Annotated in this window: 14 protein-coding genes and 1 pseudogene; 13 read left to right on the forward strand and 2 right to left on the reverse strand. The window is 44.6% G+C overall.

Going from position 1 to position 19,495, the window contains the following annotated elements; genetic code table 11:
- Positions 1 to 22: 22 nt before the first annotated feature.
- A pseudogene (locus tag MHB56_RS25545) lies at positions 23 to 610 on the forward strand (cupin domain-containing protein); the annotation flags it as partial.
- Positions 611 to 910: 300 nt separating this feature from the next.
- Here the strand turns inward: MHB56_RS25545 and MHB56_RS25550 are convergent.
- The gene (locus MHB56_RS25550; RefSeq protein ID WP_341144158.1) at positions 911 to 1,906 is read right to left on the reverse strand and encodes an acrylyl-CoA reductase family protein; all 996 of its coding nucleotides are present in this window, start codon (positions 1,904 to 1,906) and stop codon (positions 911 to 913) included.
- Between the two features lie 139 nt (positions 1,907 to 2,045).
- Between MHB56_RS25550 and MHB56_RS25555 the strand changes: the two genes are divergently transcribed.
- The 7 genes from MHB56_RS25555 to MHB56_RS25585 all read left to right on the forward strand — a co-directional run bounded on the left by MHB56_RS25555 (position 2,046) and on the right by MHB56_RS25585 (position 8,678).
- Positions 2,046 to 2,621 (forward strand): hypothetical protein, encoded by a 576-nt coding sequence (locus MHB56_RS25555; RefSeq protein WP_076303027.1) that lies wholly within the window; start codon positions 2,046 to 2,048, stop codon positions 2,619 to 2,621.
- A gap of 323 nt (positions 2,622 to 2,944) precedes the next feature.
- On the forward strand, positions 2,945 to 4,363 hold the full coding sequence (locus MHB56_RS25560; protein WP_076130640.1) for an NAD-dependent malic enzyme: 1,419 nt from the start codon (positions 2,945 to 2,947) through the stop codon (positions 4,361 to 4,363).
- A 116-nt stretch (positions 4,364 to 4,479) separates the two neighbouring features.
- Positions 4,480 to 5,025, forward strand: coding sequence for an AAA family ATPase (locus MHB56_RS25565; protein ID WP_248548027.1), 546 nt, complete (start codon positions 4,480 to 4,482; stop codon positions 5,023 to 5,025).
- Positions 5,026 to 5,071: 46 nt separating this feature from the next.
- Positions 5,072 to 5,617, forward strand: coding sequence for a histidine phosphatase family protein (locus MHB56_RS25570; protein WP_312150893.1), 546 nt, complete (start codon positions 5,072 to 5,074; stop codon positions 5,615 to 5,617).
- A 26-nt stretch (positions 5,618 to 5,643) separates the two neighbouring features.
- Positions 5,644 to 6,087: a GNAT family N-acetyltransferase gene (locus tag MHB56_RS25575; RefSeq protein WP_076219441.1), complete on the forward strand. Its 444-nt coding sequence runs from the start codon at positions 5,644 to 5,646 to the stop codon at positions 6,085 to 6,087.
- Positions 6,088 to 6,118: 31 nt separating this feature from the next.
- Entirely contained in the window at positions 6,119 to 6,610 is a 492-nt protein-coding gene (locus tag MHB56_RS25580) for a DinB family protein (protein WP_339248764.1), read from the forward strand.
- A gap of 88 nt (positions 6,611 to 6,698) precedes the next feature.
- The gene (locus MHB56_RS25585; protein ID WP_076306246.1) at positions 6,699 to 8,678 is read left to right on the forward strand and encodes a CotH kinase family protein; all 1,980 of its coding nucleotides are present in this window, start codon (positions 6,699 to 6,701) and stop codon (positions 8,676 to 8,678) included.
- A gap of 71 nt (positions 8,679 to 8,749) precedes the next feature.
- Here MHB56_RS25585 and MHB56_RS25590 read toward each other — a convergent pair whose 3' ends face one another.
- A complete protein-coding gene (locus MHB56_RS25590) occupies positions 8,750 to 10,444 on the reverse strand; it encodes an ABC transporter substrate-binding protein (RefSeq protein WP_340975688.1) in 1,695 nt (564 codons plus the stop codon).
- 112 nt (positions 10,445 to 10,556) lie between these two features.
- On the opposite strand from MHB56_RS25590, the gene MHB56_RS25595 reads away from it, so the two are divergent.
- The 5 genes from MHB56_RS25595 to MHB56_RS25615 all read left to right on the forward strand — a co-directional run bounded on the left by MHB56_RS25595 (position 10,557) and on the right by MHB56_RS25615 (position 19,417).
- Positions 10,557 to 12,074, forward strand: coding sequence for a DUF4153 domain-containing protein (locus MHB56_RS25595; RefSeq protein ID WP_341144159.1), 1,518 nt, complete (start codon positions 10,557 to 10,559; stop codon positions 12,072 to 12,074).
- Positions 12,075 to 12,098: 24 nt separating this feature from the next.
- A complete protein-coding gene (locus MHB56_RS25600; protein WP_076280879.1) occupies positions 12,099 to 12,623 on the forward strand; it encodes a hypothetical protein in 525 nt (174 codons plus the stop codon).
- A gap of 94 nt (positions 12,624 to 12,717) precedes the next feature.
- On the forward strand, positions 12,718 to 13,416 hold the full coding sequence (locus tag MHB56_RS25605) for a Crp/Fnr family transcriptional regulator (RefSeq protein ID WP_036683474.1): 699 nt from the start codon (positions 12,718 to 12,720) through the stop codon (positions 13,414 to 13,416).
- A 160-nt stretch (positions 13,417 to 13,576) separates the two neighbouring features.
- Positions 13,577 to 15,271 carry a methyl-accepting chemotaxis protein gene (locus tag MHB56_RS25610; RefSeq protein ID WP_076303021.1) on the forward strand — a complete coding sequence of 565 codons (1,695 nt, stop codon included), beginning with the start codon at positions 13,577 to 13,579 and terminating at the stop codon, positions 15,269 to 15,271.
- A 267-nt stretch (positions 15,272 to 15,538) separates the two neighbouring features.
- Complete coding sequence (locus MHB56_RS25615; protein ID WP_341144160.1) at positions 15,539 to 19,417, forward strand: discoidin domain-containing protein; 3,879 nt, start codon at positions 15,539 to 15,541, stop codon at positions 19,415 to 19,417.
- Positions 19,418 to 19,495: the final 78 nt, after the last annotated feature.

The raw sequence follows: 19,495 nt of genomic DNA on the forward strand, positions 1-19,495 counted from the left end.
CAACAGAAAGGTAGGAAAAAAAGTGACTTCATACATGGACTATACGTCCCCCAATACAGAGTTTACTTTTGATGTGAACACTAATACACTTTTTAAAAAAGATGCCAACAACTTCATTAACTTGCTGTCGGTTAAACAATTGAATACGCTCGAGAACATATCACTGCTGGATATTTTTCTTAGCAAATCAAATGTGGTTGAACCTCATTATCATCAAAATGCTGCAGAGCTTGTATATTGTATCTGCGGTTCAGCGGTAGTGTCTTTAATCAATCCGTTCACAAATGAACTTCTGCATTTTCCGATTTGTCCGGGTCAAGTGGCAAATGTGCCGCAAGGCTGGTGGCATTATGAGATAGCTACTGTCGATAATACACATCTGCTCGCGATTTTTGACGCACCTATTCCTGAGGTTATCTTAGGTTCGGATATTCTTAGCAAAACCCCGGCAAATGTATTAGCCCATACTTACTGCTTAAATGAAGCTAAGGTAAAAGAAGCTTTAGCTCCAATCAAGCCTGGAACCTTCATCGGCCCTCCTGCTGACTGCTGCGAAGAAGATAAAGTAATGGGCAGCAGCAATATGGCTCCTAATATGGCCCCTAATATGGCTCCAAATATGCAAGCCAATGTTAAACCAAATATGCATCCTAATATGCAGCCAAATATGAATCCATACGCTCATATGCAGGCGCAACCCATCCCGATATCTTCACAAATGCCTCCAGCTACACAAGCCTTTAATTATCAGCCATACCCGATGCAAGGGTACTATACGCAGGGTTATGATCAGCATTATCGCCAACAACCCTATGTACAGCAGCAGCCGCATTACCAATATCCGAATAACCAAGAGTAAACTAAAAAAACCTCCCGGAACTCTAGATTCCGGGAGGTTTCGTTGTTAAACCTAGGATAAACGGACAAGTACTCTTCCTCTAAGGTTTCCTTGTAGAATATCTTCCAATGCTTGCGGTAGCTCGGTTAACGTGACTTCACGATCCACGAGGTTCTCCAGCTGACTTGGCTTCAGATCGCTCGCCATCCGTTTCCAAACCTGCTGGCGAAGGTCTGCAGGACATTCAACGGAATCTATGCCGAGAAGGTTAACACCCCGAAGAATGAACGGAAGTACTGTAGTTGGAACTGAAGTGCCTCCGGTTAAGCCACTTGCAGCTACAGAACCTCTGTAGGTGATTTTACTCAAAACTGCGGCAAGGGTGTCACCACCCACCGAATCTACTGCGCCTTGCCATAATTGTTTGTCCAAGGGTTTGCTGGCGCCGCCAATGACCTCTTCACGTGAAATCACGTCTTCGGCTCCTATACCTCTAAGGTAATCGGTAGCTTCGGCGTTACCTGTGCTTGCCACTACGCTATACCCTTTTGCGCCAAGCATGGCAATAGCAGATCCACCTACACCGCCGGTAGCGCCTGTTACAAGTACTTTGCCTTTGTCCGGGGAAACGTCATGATCTTCCAGGGCCAGTATGGATAAGGCGGCTGTCAGTCCTGCAGTACCGTAGATCATAGCTTCTTTAAGCGTCAGGCCTTCGGGAAGAGGAGTGATCCAACCTGCGGGAATACGAGCGTATTCGCTAAAGCCACCAAAGTGTGATACGCCAACACCATATCCTGTCGCAATGACTTGCTGCCCTTTATGAAACCGTTCGTCTGTGGAAGATACCACAATACCGGATAAATCTATCCCTGGAATAAAGGGATATGTTCTTAGAATTTTACCGTTTGGAATACTGGCTAAACCGTCTTTATAGTTTACACTGGAGTAAGCAACCTTAATTACAACCTCTCCAGCTGGCAGATCCTCTAGGGTAACCGGTTTAACAGCTACGGAGAAGGATGATTCTGTTTTGTCGACAACTAACGCTTGAAATGATTCTGTCATAAGTGTGAGCTCCTTCAACTACGTTATAGGTAAGACATGTATATAATATTTATTCTGCCCGGTCAACTAGTGATTGTCTATGATATAGCGCAATTGTTTATTAAGGTTCCGTTAAATCACGTGATAGAGGGTGAAGCTTATGAAATGGAAAAATTTAAGGGTTACAGTCTTAGTGGGTATCACATTAGTCTCACTTGGTTTTAATGGATATTCTTTTTATAACAAGCCACCAAAAGAGACTAACCCAACTACCAAGGAGCTAGTTCAAACTATAGGTGAGATTTCAATCCAATCTAACTCTGAGAGCGGAGTGCAGGGTGAGAGTGTGGAGGAACTGAAAAAAATTATTTATAAGTTACCGCAAGTGGAGAAAAAATTAGCTTTTATAAAGGGCGTTATCACAGAAGGGAATACGGTTTATCTGGATCTGGATGAGGTGGAATGGTTCGGTGGAGAGGCGGCAGAAATTGCAGCTAAAGAAGATGGTGTACTAGAACCCGAATCATTGCCTAATGGATTCTATATCCGAAACGCAAGCGAAGAAATTAAGCGGGTTAAGCTGGAGCCTGATGTAACTATAGCTGAACTAAACGGGGCGAGACATCAGCAAGTGGACTATACGAGTTTTATTAGCGAAGAGCTAATGGATAGATTATTCCATCTGACATTTGTAGAAGGTAAGGTTGTTTTGCTAGAAGAGCAGTACAGACCTTAGTGAAGGAGAACAACTAGAAAGGGCCAGTGGAGAAAAGAAATCGGCAGGATGCTCTACAACATGCAGAAAAGGTAATGAAGAGTAGAAGAGCTTACGGTTTGTTTATGCTTACATACACTTAAGATTATGATGAATTTTATTTTTATGGGAAAAATGGCTCTGTGCCCGTAGCTGTCATACCTGATGTATTTGGGTCGGGTGCGGATGGGAATACTGTAAGAAGAAAAATTTTTCGTTGATCTAGTTAATAGGCGGAAGATATGTTTAAATGGGAAAGTATAGTATTTTTTAAATAATAGGATTGAAGAAAGAGAGGCTAATTCATGTCGATTGCGACTACAATGATTATCAGGCTCGAAATTCGGAAATCGGTTGCATCTTTTGGCGATGTTGCTTCAGGAATTGCCGCAGCTGGCGGAGATATTGTTGCTATTGACGTGATACGTGCAGGGAAGGATGTCACTACCCGAGATATAACAGTGAATGTGCAAGACGCAGCTAATGGAGATATTATCTCAATATTATCGAAGATGCCGGGAATTAAAATAATCAACGTGTCGGATCGGACATTTCTGGCTCATCTTGGCGGAAAAATCGAAATCACACCTAAAATGCCGATTAAAAATCGGGAGGATTTATCCTTAGTGTATACGCCGGGGGTAGCCCGGGTATGTACGGCGATTGCTGAAGATCCCAGAAAAGCTTATTCTCTGACGATGAAAAGAAATACAGTTGCAGTCGTTTCGGACGGCACTGCTGTGCTTGGACTAGGGGATATCGGGCCGGAAGCCGCTATGCCTGTCATGGAAGGTAAGGCGATGCTGTTTAAGCAATTGGCGAACATTGATGCTTTTCCGCTGTGCTTAAATACCAAAGACCCGGATGAAATTATCAATATCGTAAAAGCAGTTTCTCCTGGCTTTGGAGGGATAAACTTAGAGGATATAAGTTCGCCACGCTGCTTTGAAATCGAACGCCGGCTTGCGGAAGAGCTGGACATTCCGGTATTTCATGATGATCAGCATGGAACATCCGTGGTGGCTTTTGCAGGACTTTTGAATGCGCTTAAAGTTGTAAATAAATCTATTGAAAATGCACGGATTGTTGTTGTGGGTATTGGGGCGGCTGGGGTGTCCATATGTAATCTGCTGCTGGCAGCGGGCGCGCGTTATATTTATGCGGTTGATCGTGAAGGCGTTCTCAGAAAAGATCTCCAGTATGATAATCCGGAATGGCAGAAGCTTGCTGCCGCAACCAATCCTGAGGGAATTGAGGGTGGAATAACGGAGGTTATACGAGGGGCAGATGTCTTTATTGGGGTGTCCCGTGGGGGAATTCTAACCGTGGATCATCTCAAAAGCATGGCCAGTGATAACATCGTTTTTGCGATGGCTAATCCTACACCGGAGATTGAACCGGATTTGGCAGAACCTTTTGTTCGTGTCCTAGCGACAGGCAGAAGTGATTATCCGAACCAGATCAACAATGTGTTATGTTTTCCGGGTATTTTCCGTGGCGCACTTGATTGCCGGGCTAGAACTGTGAATCTCGAAATGAAGCTGGCTGCGGCAAAAGCCATTGCATCGGTCGTTCATCCGGATGAACTCAATGAGCAATATATCATCCCGAGTATTTTTAACGAAAAAGTAGTTGAACAGGTCCGCCTGGCAGTAATCCAAGCAGCTATATCCACGGATGCAGCACGCCGGATTCCTAAAGACGTAGCAGCTATAACGGAATAAGATCTATACGATAAATGGACTGCTTTGCTTCATTAGAGAGCAGTCTATTTGTTTTTATATTTGGAGGAAAATTGCCCGAATTGCAACTTTAAATCCACTTAAAGGTGGGGGAATGTATGAGAAGAATTCATATTATGGGAGCCTCAGGCGTAGGAACGAGTACATTAGGTTACGAATTAGCTAAAGTGTTGCCACATGTACAGTTAGACAGTGACGACTATTTTTGGGAGCATAAATTCACTAAGCAGCGTGAGGTCAATGCGCGATTAGCGAAACTTACAAGCGATTTGACCCATAAGGAGCCTTGGATTTTAAGCGGTGCGGTATGTGGCTGGGGAGATGGCCTTCGACCATTATTCGATTTGGTTATTTTTCTAGGACTTCCACCGGAAATTCGTTTAGATAGATTAAGAGCCAGAGAGTACGAGAGATATGGTGATCATATTTTGCCTGGAGGAAGTAAATACGAAGCATATCAGACCTTTATGGAGTGGGCGGCATTATATGATGTTGCTGGAGTTGAAGTCAGGAGCAAAGTGCTGCATGAGGAATGGATGTCCGCACTGGAATGTCCTATTTTACGAATAGAGGAAGATTTATCGGTTGGAGAGCGCGTTGAGATCGTGCAGAGATATTTACAAATGGATATAAGCGATACATAGATTTAAAAGGGGCTCTGAATGTCTAAGCAAATAGGAGTGTAGTTCAATGAAGATAGGTTTAGTGAGGCACTTTAAAGTGGACAATCAACCGAGGCGCGGACGAATATCTGGGGAGAATTTTAACGCTTGGGTCGAAGCATATGATCAATCTGATATAAAGTTCGGGCAGTTTAGAAGCTCCGAGCAAGCTTGGGATGTGTGTCTCAGTAGTGATCTGCCTAGAGCCATACATACCGCGAATCTGATCTACTCTGGTAATATTATATATATGGAGCAGTTAAGAGAAATCGAGATTGCTGCAACTTGGCTGAAGGGAATTAAACTGCATCATTTTATGTGGTTAGTGCTGGGGCGGATGGCTTGGTATTATGGGCATTCCTCACAGTCAGAGAGTAGAACCGCAACATTACTCCGCACACAAGCAGTTATCGAGCGCTTAGAACGCGATTTTGGATCAGCAAATGTGTTAGTAGTTACCCATGGAGCTTTTATGAAGGTGTTGGCGCAGCAGTTGGTCCAAAGAGGTTATAATGGAAAGCGAATATCTCATCCACGGAATGGCGGACTGTATGTGTATGAGCAGGGCTGTTAATTTAAAAGAAAGCAGGATGAACAATCATGGTTGTTATTAAAGAAATAGAAATGGAATCTCTTCCTGAACTGGGGAATTTATATCAAGAGCTGATGAATAAACCGTCTGACCTTAATAGGCTTGAAGAAGTATTTAAAGGGGTCAAGGCGGATAACCGCTACATCCTGTTGGGTGCTTTTGTAGAAGGAGAGTTACTAGGGTCTTTGATGGGGATCGTGTGTCAGGATTTAGTGGGGGACTGCAAACCGTTTATGGTGATTGAGAATGTGGTGGTTTCAGCGCGGGCACGCCGTCAAGGCGTTGGCAAAAAACTTATGAACGCCATTGAACAAGCGGCCCGGGAAAGAGACTGCTATTATATCATTTTAGTCTCCGGTGAGCAGCGGAAGGAAGCGCATGTGTTCTATGAATCGTTAGGTTATAGAGATGAAAAGGTGGAGGGATACCGAAAACATTTAAGCTCCCATTAAAAAGCACACAACTTTCTAGGAGGTTTTTAACCTGCATACATTTTTTAAATATAACTGGATGGTCCGTGAACAATGGTATGAGTGGTGTGGAGATATTTCTGAGGAGGAGCTGCTCGCAACACGTATAGGTGGTGTAGGCAGTATTCTTAAGACGCTTTTTCACATTGTTGATGTGGAGTGGAGCTGGATTCAAGTATTGCAAGGAAAGCCGGATTTCCAAGAGGATTTTGAGCGGTACAAGACTTTGCAGCAAGTACGAGAATTGGATGTAAAATTCCACACAGAGGTGGAACCCTTTGTAACGGCTTGGCATGAGGGGCTGGAGCAGAGGATTTTTGAGGATCATCATCCGGATGGCAGGATCGTGACCGATGCCTGGGGTGAGGTAATGCGCCATGTGATTGCTCATGAGATTCATCATGTCGGGCAATTATCGGTCTGGGCTAGAGAGATCGGAAAACCGCCGGTTTCAGCTAATCTGATTGGCAAAGGGCTGATAAACAGCCTACCTGGCAAAGCATAGACAAGCTATTCAGCGTATATTCAGATTCATATTTTACAATCTCCTTGAACTGCGAAAACATAAATCTGTACTTCAAGGAGGATTACACATGGTGAAGAAGAAAAATTTGCTGAGAAAGTTCATGGCAGCTACACTAAGTCTTGCTATCGTCTCAACGGCGTTTGGTGTTGCTGGAAACACGCCCGTAGTTAGTGCGGCGGATGCAGGTGTAACGAAAGCGTATGAATCCCTGTTCGCGGGTGACAGAATCATTGATGTTAAAGTAACGATTGATGATGCGGATTGGAAAAGTATATTAGCAAGTCCCCTCGAAAAAGAATACAAAAAAGTTAAGGTTGAAGTTGACGGGAATGTTGTTGAAAATGTTGGATTTTCTACTAAAGGGAATCTGACGTTAAAATCGGTAGCCAGTATGACAGACTCGGACAGATACAGCTTCCGGCTGAAATTTGATAAATATGATAAGAAGCAAACGTTACTTGGTCTTGATAAAATGGTACTGAACAACAATTACTCAGACCCTTCGTATATTCGTGAATATTTACATTACGAAGCGCTCCGTTCTGTTGGTGTGGATGCACCTTTGACTGTGTTCACCAACCTGTATATCAACGGAGAATTATATGGTTTTTATGTAGGCGTGGAAGCAATAGATGACAGCTACTTAGAACGTACCTATGGAGAAAATTATGACGATGGTGTTCTGTATGATACAGAAGAAAAAAGTTATCTGCAGTACAAAGAAGGCAGTGACTACGAAACGATAACTTATGATACAGGTAAAGAAGATGATAAAGCTTCGTTAAAGAACTTCATCAAGGTGCTGAATGAGATGCCTGCCGGTGAGAAGGGTTCTATTGAAAGTGTGCTAGATGTGGATTCGGCACTGAAGTATATTGCCGCTAATGCTGTATTGGGTAACTATGACAGCTATAACGGGGATAAAGGTCATAATTATATGTTGTACGGGGATGCATCCGGTAAATTTAGTGTACTTCCATGGGATATGAACATGTCCTTTAACGGGTATTCTGGTGGCGGAGGCGGCAGAACAGGGACAACAGCTGCTGCGGGCACAACTTCTACATCGGCAACAACCCTTGCAGCCAATACCAACGCAGTAACTGCATCAATTGATAATCCAACGCTTGGGATAAGTTTAGATCAGGTCCCAATGATTGCTAATCTGTTGGAAGTGCCTGAATATAAGACTAAATACCTGAAATATGTATCTGAGCTGGTTGATTATTTGGAAGGAATTCAGAGCAGAATTACTGAATTGGCTACCTTAATCAAACCTTACGTTCAAGCAGACCCAACCAAATTTTATACCATGGAACAATTTGAAAGTAATGTTACTTATTCAACAACAGGTGAAATGGGTGGTAGTGGAGGAATGACTCCGCCAGCTGGGATGGAAGGCATGACTCCTCCTGAAGGGATGGAGGGCATGACACCTCCGGATGGAACGACACCGCCAGCACGTCCTGATAATACAGGGACTGCCACTGATGGTAATCCTACACCTCCAACAGGTAACGCTGGAGGCGGGGGACAAGGTATGGGCACAATGGCTGCAGGTTCGATTATGACCTTTGCGCTGAACAGACTTGCTAATTTGCAAGGCCAGCTAGGACTTAACGTCACACCTCTACCCTCTGTAACTACAACACCATCAACAACGAATCCGAACACGACGGGCACTAAGGGAATATCCGTACTTTTAAACGGAACAGCGGTCAGCTTTGCAGATCAGCTTCCTGTGAATAAGGATGGCCGTGTGCTGGTGCCAGTGAATGCAATCTTTAATGCTCTGGGTGCTACAGTAACCATGGATCAAACGACTAAGAAAATTACCGCAATAAAAGACAATACAACGATCGTAATGGCCATTGGCAGCAAGACTGCTTATATCAATGGCAAAGCACTCACACTCGACGTTCCTCCGCAAATTATCGGAAATCGGACACTGGTTCCGGTAAGATTTATTTCCGAGGGATTGAATATGGATGTGAAGTGGGATGCAGGGACTTCTACAGTTACAGCTACGACTAAAACGGCAGCTTAATAATTAGCTTTATCGCGTATGCGGAAATCCGGGGCAAGCTCTGGATTTCCGCATTTTTTAATTCAAGCAGATCAACTCGTGCTGCTGCTAGAGAGCAGTGGCGGAAACCAGACATGACGAAGATCGACCCAACCCTGGCTATTGAAGCTAACCCCGCGGACAGAGGGGAGATAAGCTGTCTGAGTCGGCTTTTCATACAAAATATGTAGGTGGTGCTCTTTAATCAGACGGTTCTCGATGATACTGAAACTTTCCGCTCGGGCCACCGGATTAGGTTCGCGCGCGATGGTATACAGCCAGCCTTCTATATCCGCCCGGGTATGCGGTTCAATATGCTGGGAGAGCGTGAGGTATAGATCAAATAAACGAAGTTGTTCATCCTCGTCACGGAATAATGAGAAAACAATCAGGTCAGATTCCAGCCGAATCGGACCTTTAAATTCCTCTGGAGACACGGAAATGACATTGCATTTATAACCTTGTTGCTCTAGTCTAGTGGCAATAAAATCAGCATCGCCAGCATATTGTGGAATCGTAGAGATTTGCAACGTGATTTCTTGATCTATTATCGCTTCTTGCTCGATGGACGCTGAATCGTCTTTTAAACAGGAGACTATTTTTGCCCGAAGCAGGGGATCGCTTAGCGGTCCCTTTTTTTGCGTATTGCAGGTGACGAATTTCCGAATGGAAGACTCCGAATGAATTCGGCTCCAGGTCGAAGAACTGGCGGATGAGGGATTCTGAATCACGTGAAAAGCAGAACCCGTATCAGAGGATGACGTTTCGGTATCCCACGGGACATAAAGGATTTCAACCCGATCTAAATGAGCCCGTCCTTGAAAATAATAAGGAAAAACCTCCAGCACACAAGTGTCCTCGGTCATATCCACAACCTTAAAGGGGCCAGTCCCCACGGGTCTACGGCCAAAGCTCTGCTCATCCATTCCTTCTAAATCACGCGGTACAATTGCGGCTCTGCTCGTACACAAAAATGGCAGAAATAGTTCATTAGGCTGCTTAAGCGTAATTTGAACGGTAGATGGATTTAATGCGGTGACCCGCTGGATTTCTTTGAAAATATAGCTATAGAGTGTCCGTTTAGAGGTTTGCATCAACCGTCCCAGGGAATAGACTACATCCTTGGCTGTCAGCACTTTTCCATGATGGAATAACACCTCTTTGCGTAGAAAAAAAGTCCAGAGCGTCCGGCTCTCATCGACTTCCCAGGCGTGAGCCAGACAGGGAACAATTTTGTCCTGTTCACCGCTTCGTTTCACTAACCCGTCGAAAACATGGCTGGAAACAAATGACTCTGCCAGCAAATTCATATAGAGCGGATCGAAGGTATGGAGCTGCTGGGTAATAGGCAGCCGGAGAGTATCAATTTGTTTGTCACTACGAATTTCAGAATGATGCCCAAAATAGGTCAGCAGCCAACCCTGCAGTGTATCCTGCAGTGAGGTGGAGCTGGCATGGGTTTTGATGCCTTCTAAAGCGTTGTGGACATCTTTGCGGCTAATCGCCTGCATCATGGATTGAAGGGCAATTTCTTCGGAGGGAACAAGAAATTGCAGCAAAGAGCGGCTTCCCCGCCCACGCTTAGGCGTCCATTTGATCCATTCCTGCAACATCATTTTATTCACAATATGCATGGCATTGCGGTGTGTACAGCCGAAAATCAATGCCAACTCATCCATCGTCACTGAGATTTCTGTGGCTCCCCCAAAATGAGATTGCAGCTTTAAAAATTGGCTATGCAGCTTCATTGTTTTGGTTCCTTTCGGAAAATAGGAAATTATAAATAAATTCTTTCTCTTTTTTTTCTTATTTTATCACGTAAAATAAGGATGAGAAAGTAAGAAAATGGGGGTAATTACCATGACCGAGGAAATGGAAACGGGAACGGGAACGGGACTTAGGCTTAATCGATCGCTTGCTGCTTTGCTTGCCGCGTTCTTACTGGCAATAGTTCATCAGTATTTATTTTATGGAAAGCTGGCGGGCCTATCGTATCCAATCTTTGTATGTCTGTTCTATGCGTTCATGCTTTATTATGCCAAGGCTAAAATCCGCAAGCTTAACAAATTCAGTTACTTCTGGTTTGGAGCGATTTTTCTACTTTCATTAACCTATTTATTCTTTCATAATTTTTTCTTCTTTGGGCTGAACCTGCTGGTGATCCCGGTGTTGATTTTATTACATATGACTTATTTGCTTAGTGATAAACGGCCGGCTTGGAGCCGGCTTGGATTAGTGGGGAACACGCTGGAGCATGTGCTTCCACAGAATTTCCGCCATTGGAGCACTGTGTTTACGATCATTAAAAGGTCTGGCGGCAGTAAAATGAAGGACGAGCGTAAGCAGGTCATGGGGAAAGTGCTGATAGGACTTGCGATCTCTTTTCCAATATTGCTGGTTGTGGTGACTCTGCTGTCCTCAGCGGACGGAGTGTTTCATCATGTACTGCTGGCGCTGCCGAATGTGCTGGATCGGATTTCATTTGGGGAAGGTTTTGTGCGGGTGCTGTGGATTATCCTGCTGGGCATGGGCTTGTTCGGCTTAGTGTGGGGGTATGTGGATTCGAAAATCTATGACTGGAATATGCAGCCTAAGGAATATGGTCCAGTGCTGGCGCCTGTAAGCTTTAAAATGGATCCGATAATTATGACGACGATTCTTATAGCCATTAACACGGTATATGTATTGTTTGTTTTCGTACAGTTTTCTTACTTGTTTGGAGCATGGGAAGGGATTTTACCAGAGGGCAGCTCATATGCTGATTACGCACGTAGTGGATTTTTTGAGCTGATTATGGTGGCTGCGATTAATTTCGTGATTTTACTGCTGGCTTTGGTATCGGAAGGAAAAAGAAGTGGGGGGCTGCAAAAATTCATTAATGTCCTGCTCTACATTCTGGTTGGTTGCTCGACAGTTATGCTATATTCCGCCTATACCCGTCTGACTCTCTATGAAGAGGTGTATGGCTATACCACGACTCGGTTTTTAGTGCATGTATTTATGATATTTATGGGCTTATTGTTGGTGGTTGCAGCCTTACGGATAGCTGTTCAGCGTGTGCCATTGGCGAAATGTTATATTGTGCTGGGCTTGATCTCCTACGTCGTCATGAACTATATCGGGATGGATGTTATTATCGCTAATAAAAATATGGATCGCTATGCAGCGAGTGGTAAATTGGACGCCAATTATTTGGTCCGTTTATCTCCGGAGGTCATCCCTTCTCTGATAAAGTTTAGTGAACAGGAAGATGGGATGCTGGATGATTTTTTAAAGAATGAATGGAGAGAACTCAATAAGCGTGAGCAGGCATGGCAGTCGTTTAATTTCCCGCAATATCTGGCGCAGCGTGAGCTGGCTGAATATTTTGCACAGTAAAGGTAAGAAGAAGGTGTGAGGTCAGTGAGGAAAAAGCCATTTAAAAGAGGCTGGTCATTTATCATTATTTTTATTACGGTAGGTTTAAGTTACGGGATCTATCATATCTATTTATACAATGCGCCCAAACAAAATCATTACTCGCGTGTTTCCAGCACCCATCTTGAACAGGAAAGTCTGGGCGGCATTCAGCTGCTTCAAAGCCTTGATTCAATCGCTACGGAACCTAAGCCAAATAATGATATAGAGCGGTATCAGTATTATGATCTGGGTCACGAGACAACAATAGCCACAGCACGTGGTGATGATAAGATCATTCTAATCAGCGTCTATTCCGATCATACGATGAGTACGGCAAGAGATATTCATATTGGAGCTTCAGCGGACGAAGTGATCAAGGCTTATGGCACTTCTTATTATAAAAGAGGGGAGCAAGGGGCTGAGATTATCGGATACGTGGATAAAATCAACCATCGGAGTATTGAATTTTGGCTGCAGGATCAGAAGGTGGATATGATTCGTTATTGTGTGGATTCTGTTGTAATGTAAAGTGTCATAGGAAAACCTCATTAAAAAGGACATATGTCCTTTTTTTGTGGGGTATTCTAAATTACACTAGAGCAAACAATAGAGGGGGCACTACATGCAGACGATAAATGACCGTGAGGCTGTCCGTGCCTTGGCAGTGAAGAACGGTCTGGACGGAATATTTAGCCCGCTGGTAACGCATAAAATGGAGTTGAGACGTTACGCGGATGAAGAAAAGCTGTGTCTGGTTGGCGATCAATTGGATGGAATGTTCATATTGGTTGAGGGCAAGCTCAAAATCCAGACCTTGCTGCCAAATGGCAAATCTATGCTGGTGCGGTTTACAAATCCGATATCTGTGATTGGGGATGTAGAGCTGCTTCACCGGTTCCCTGTTAAGAATCAAGTGGAGTCTGTGGGTGAGAGCTTGATTCTTTTTGCAGGGAGAAGACTACTCCTGAGAGAGCTTGAGGAAAACACAGCGTTGTTACGTTTTCTCGTCGGAGAACTTAGTCACAAATTGCATACACTCGGTCAAGCCTCCGCACTTAACCTGTTGTATCCTGTGGAGAATCGATTTGCCAGTTATTTAATGTCTTTGTTCGCGGATAAAAATGGTGACCGGCGGGTGGAGGAGATTCGGACCTCAAGTCTTATTGAGACAGCAGAATTGCTTGGCACAAGCTATCGGCATCTTAATCGAATTGTACGGCGTTTTATTGATGAAGGAATCATTACACGAAATCGTGGACGCTTAAGTGTACTGGATGAATCGAAGCTGGCAGAGCTGGCTAACGGAAATTTATACGAATAAAAAGATCTCAAGAGACCATTAGTTCCTGCCTCGGCCGGAAATAGGGGTCTTTTTGTTTTTTTAAGCAAACATTCAGTTCAAATTCAGAGAGGCTTAAGGGAGAGCTAGTAGGATAAAAGTACCAAATAGATCTACATACATATAGAGATGAGGAAAACCGATGGTGAAAAGTATCCGTGGGAAAATAGTCTTAGGATTTACTGCTGTGATTATAGTCTTTCTAGTGGCGATAGCCGGAAACACATTGTTTCAGGGGAAGGTTACCCAATTGACAGATCAGGTTAATCGTAACTGGGACAAGCTGTCACTTGTTCAAGGCTTAACGGATAAGATTCGTACCGCAGATGAGCTGGGTGCTCGTTATGTGATGAGTAACACAGATGATGAGCGGAATTCATATCTGGCGCAGTATGAAGAAATGCTCCCATTGATTGAAAATGCTATTACAGAGCTGGAGAATGCCCGATTAAGTGAAGCTGAGTTAAAGGGTGTAGCTGAGCTGAAGAGCAAATGGAATGATTATTTAATCGTTCTGAAGGAAGCTTTTGCCTTAGCTAAGGAAGGCAACTTCCCGGAAGCGCAGAAGAAATTCACGAACCTGTCATTAGACGCTATGATTGAATCTCAGATTGTGTTTCAGAACATGCTCATAGAGGAAATAGAGAATGGACAAAGCCTGGCAAATTCGCATCGTAACAACGCTTTGATTACTAGCTTTGGTGTGACCGGATTGTCGGTAGTGCTCGCGGTGATCCTTGCGCTGCTAATTTCTGGACGGATTATTAAACCGCTTCGTGATGTGAACACTCAGTTGAAGGAAATTGCAGATGGGGATGCCGATCTTACCCGCAAGTTAAGTGTTCGTTCTAAAGATGAGATTGGTGAACTGGCGTTTAACTTTAATAAAATGACAGATAATCTGGGCACGATGATTGAACAGGTGAAGTTATCAGCGAATAGTCTCGCGAGTTCCTCTACAAAGCTTAGGTCAGATAGTGGAGTGACGGCAGGCGCCACAGAACGAATATCGGATATTATGGGTGAAGTCGCTTCTGGAACAGCCAAACAGATGAATGATTTGCAGACTAATACAATTACAATCTCAGAAATATCACTAGGAATCGGCCAAATTGCTGCCAGTGTCCAGGACATTTCGGAAGCCTCCCATCGCTCTGCGGCATTTGCCATTACTGGAGATGAATCCCTTCAGGCCGCTGGGCAGCAAATGGAATCGATTAATCACTCCATACAATCTTTATCACAGCAGGTCCAAGGTTTTGTGAATCGATCTCAGGAGATTGGCAGTATTGTAGGAGTCATAAAAGGAATCGCTTCGCAGACGAATATGCTGGCCCTGAATGCGACGATTGAGGCAGCTCGTGCTGGTGAACAAGGTAGAGGTTTCGCTGTGGTTGCCGATCAGGTCCGTAAGCTGGCAGAGCAGTCCGCGGAATCCGCCAATCAAATTGCAGAAATGGCGACTGGGATCCAAAGTGAAGCAGATGATGCTATGAAGGTGATGATGAGCAGCATGCGTGAAGTAAAGGGAGGTACGGAGATTATCGAGGAAGCGGGACGTTCCTTCGGTGAGATTCGATTATCTATAGATTCACTTGCTGAACAGGTTCAGGAAGTATCTGGAGCCGTGGAGGAGATTACGGCAGCTGCGGATGAGATTGTAGAGTCAATTCGTAACGTTACGCAAATCTCGGAAACAACCGCTGCGAGTACTCAGCATGTGTCAGCAGCCTCACAAGAGCAAATGGCTTCGGTCGAACAAATTGCATCCTCTGCAAGTGAATTAAGTACAATGGCGCATGGACTGCAAGGGTTGGTAGCTAGATTTAATGTATAACATGAAGCGTCGGAGAGTTAAGGGGCAATATAATCCCCTTGGCCTCTCCGGGGCTTTTTTTGGTTGAACGTAATATCCCACATACAAAGCATAGAAATCGCCATCGACGGCCATCTACCTATAACTTATATTATTAGCGTTATTAGTTAGCTTGTATCCGTAATCCATCATTTCAAATGTAGGAGGCGAATGTCTATAAAACTACTGTTTTGAAAGCGCATCCTTTCTGCTGTGTAGCTCCACAAAATTTTGGAAGGTGGTTATTCAATGATAGCAGCTTCTAAAAGATTTACCGGGAAGACGGCAGTACTTTATTGTTTGATTGTTATATTATTTGTAGGTCAGTTAGGATTATATCCCTCGGTGAGTTTAGCCGCGGGGAATTTAGCCCAAGGGAAGACTATTACTTCAAGCTCCTTCGGTGATGTATACGTAGCAGCCAATGCTAATGATGGCAGCCAAGGAACGTATTGGGAGAGCGCAAGCGGTGTTTTTCCGCAATGGATTAAAGTGGATTTAGGGGCAGCAAGCAGCGTGAATCAGGTTGTGCTAAAGCTGCCTACGAATTGGGAAACAAGAACTCAAACATTAGCGGTGCAAGGGAGTATAGACGATGCAGCTTACAACAACTTAGTAGAATCCGCCAATTATACATTTAATCCAACGAGTGATTCCAATACAGTGACCATCAGCTTTACAGCTGCGAATATCAGATATGTTAAACTGAATTTCACATCCAATACGGTCTGGCCAGCAGCACAGTTAGCGGAATTTGAGGTTCATGGTAATACAACTACAACTCCATCCTCAGGATATGAAGCGGAGAATGCCGCATTATCCGGTGGTGCCAAGGTTAACACGGATCATACAGGTTATACAGGTACAGGATTTGTTGATGGTTACCTAAATCAAGGTGCTGCGACTGCATTTATCGTTAATGTGGCTTCTGCTGGTAACTATGATGCTACATTAAGATTTTCAAATGCATCAGGCAGTACAAAAACCATTAGTGTTTATGTGAATGGAACTAAAATTAAGCAAACCTCACTTGCGAATCTGGCCAATTGGAATACTTGGTCAACAAAGATTGAGACGCTGGCTCTGAATGCTGGCGCTAACACGATTACTTATAAGTACGATGCAGGAGACACTGGAAATGTGAATCTAGATAATTTGAACGTCACTCCAGCTTCTGCGACAACACCTACGCCAACGCCGACGGCAACTCCGACACCAACGGCAACACCTACCCCAACTCCGACGGTAACTCCGACACCGACAGTAACACCTACACCAACTCCAACGGTAACCCCGACCCCGACACCAACAGTTACACCAACGCCTGGGGCGGGTTCCAATCTGGCTTTGAACAAAAGCATCAACGCTTCCTCTTCCGTCTTTACCTTTGTTCCTACAAATGCGAATGACGGTGATGTAACTACTTACTGGGAAGGAGCAGGAGGAGGTTATCCCAATACATTATCTGTAAACCTGGGTAGTAATGCCGATATTACATCCATTGTCCTCAAACTGAATCCATCATCGGCCTGGTCCACACGTACTCAGACTATTCAAGTGCTTGGGCATAATCAGAATACAACAGCCTTTACTAGTCTTGTGCCAGCAACCGTGTATACTTTTAATCCGGCAACTGGCAATACGGTCACTATTCCGGTAACGGCCACGGCTAGTGAAGTACAGTTGAAGATTACCACCAATACTGGTTCAACCGCTGGACAAATCGCTGAATTCCAAGTGATGGGTGCACCAGCTGCTAATCCGGATTTGGCGATAACCGGTCTTACATGGTCACCTTCAGCTCCAGTAGAGACCAATGCCATTACTTTAAATGCAACGGTAAAAAACATTGGAACGTTAGCTTCCATAGCGACTAATGTGAATTTCTACTTGGGCAGCACACTTGTAGGCACTAGCCCAGTGGGGGCATTAGCGGCTGGCGCATCTACGAACGTCACTTTAAATATGGGCGCAAAGGATGCTGCTACCTATACTTTAACTGCAAAGGTTGACGAGAATAATACGGTTATTGAATTGAACGAAGGCAATAACAGCTTCACTAGCCCAAATTCTCTTATTATTGCTCCCGTATCCAGTTCTGATCTAGTAGCTTCCCCTGTTAGCTGGACACCAAGCAATCCAGCAGGCGGTAATGTGGTCAGCTTCTCGGTGGCAATCAAGAATCAAGGGACAGCAGCATCCGCAGGGGGTGCGCATAACATAACCTTGAAGGTTCTGGATGCTACTACGAATGCTGTACTCCAAACCTTAACTGGAACCTATAACGGCGTGATTGGCAGTGGAGTAACAGCGCCTCCTGTTAGTCTTGGCACTTGGACAGCAGCTAATGGCAAATATACTGTGAAGACGGAAATTGCCGTAGACACTAATGAGCTGCCAGTTAAACAGGCCAATAATATTCAAACACAGTCTCTTTTTGTAGGTCGTGGAGCCAATATGCCTTACGACATGTATGAGGCTGAGGAGGGGGTGATTGGTGGCGGGGCTGTGAAGCTTACTGCTAATCGGACCATTGGAGATCTTGCGGGTGAGGCTTCAGGCAGAAGAGCAGTCACACTGAATACTACAGGCAGTTATGTAGAATTCACTACTAAGGCTGACACTAATACACTGGTCACCCGCTTCTCTATTCCAGATTCGGCGAGTGGAGACGGTACGAATGCTACACTGAACATCTATGTGAACGGAGTTTATACCAAGGCGATAAATCTGACCTCTAAATATGCATGGCTGTACGGTTCAGAGATAAGTCCCGGCAATTCACCAAGCGCGGGTTCTCCGCGGCATATTTATGATGAAGCTAACATTATGTTCGACAGCACGATTCCGAAAGGTAGTACGATTCGACTGCAAAAGGATGTGGCAAATACCTCGCAGTACGCCATTGATTTCATCAGTTTGGAGCAGGTATCACCGATTGCCAATCCAGATCCGGCCAAATATACGGTCCCAGCCGGCTTTACACATCAGGATGTGCAAAATGCGCTAGATAAAGTACGCATGGATACGACCGGAAATCTCGTAGGTGTGTATTTGCCGGCCGGTAACTATCAGACCTCCAGTAAATTTCAGGTCTATGGAAAAGCAATGAAGATCATTGGTGCGGGCCCATGGTATACCAGATTTTACGCTCCAACGAATCAGGAGAATACGGATATCGGTTTCCGGGCAAGCGATACCGCTAACGGCTCTACTTTTGCGAATTTTGCTTACTTCGGGAACTACACATCACGTATTGATGGCCCGGGTAAAGTATTTGATTTCTCCAATGTGGCAAATATTACGATCGATAACATCTGGACCGAACATCAGGTGTGTATGTATTGGGGAGCTAATACGGATTACATGGTGATCAAAAACTCCCGTATCCGCAACACCTTCGCTGACGGCATCAATATGACGAATGGCAGCACGAATAATCTCGTATCCAATATTGAGGCACGGGCAACAGGGGATGATAGCTTTGCATTGTTTTCGGCTATTGATTCCGGTGGTGCAGATATGAAGGATAATATTTATGAGAATCTCACTTCAATCTTGACCTGGCGGGCAGCAGGTGTAGCCGTCTATGGCGGATATGCCAATACCTTCCGCAACATTTATATTGCTGACACGCTTTGCTATTCTGGAATTACGATCAGCTCGCTTGACTTCGGGTATCCAATGAACGGCTTTGGCGCTTCACCGACAACGAATTTTGAGAATATTTCCATTGTTCGTGCAGGTGGACATTTCTGGGGGGCACAGACCTTCCCGGCAATCTGGGTATTCTCAGCCTCTAAGGTATTCCAAGGCATTCGTGTCAGTGATGTGGATATCATTGATCCAACCTATCATGGCATCATGTTCCAGACCAACTATGTCGGCTCCACGCCGCAATTCCCAGTGACAGATACCTTCTTCACGAATGTCACAATTTCCGGTGCGCAAAAGAGTGGAGATGCTTTTGACAGCAAATCCGGAGTGGGCATCTGGGTAAATGAAGCGGCTGAGGCTGGGCAAGGTCCTGCCAGAGGGTCAGCCACCTTTAACAATCTGAAGATTACCAACACGGTAACGAATATTAAAAATAATACGTCTACTTTTACGATTAACGTTAATCCTTAAAAATAAATGCTGCCAGTACTGAACAGCCGTCTCCCGCTTTCGTGGGGGGCGGTTGTTTTCAGGTTGCAGAAACTAAGG

Source organism: Paenibacillus sp. FSL H8-0315 (genome assembly GCF_038005365.1).
GTDB lineage: Bacteria > Bacillota > Bacilli > Paenibacillales > Paenibacillaceae > Paenibacillus_AQ > Paenibacillus_AQ odorifer.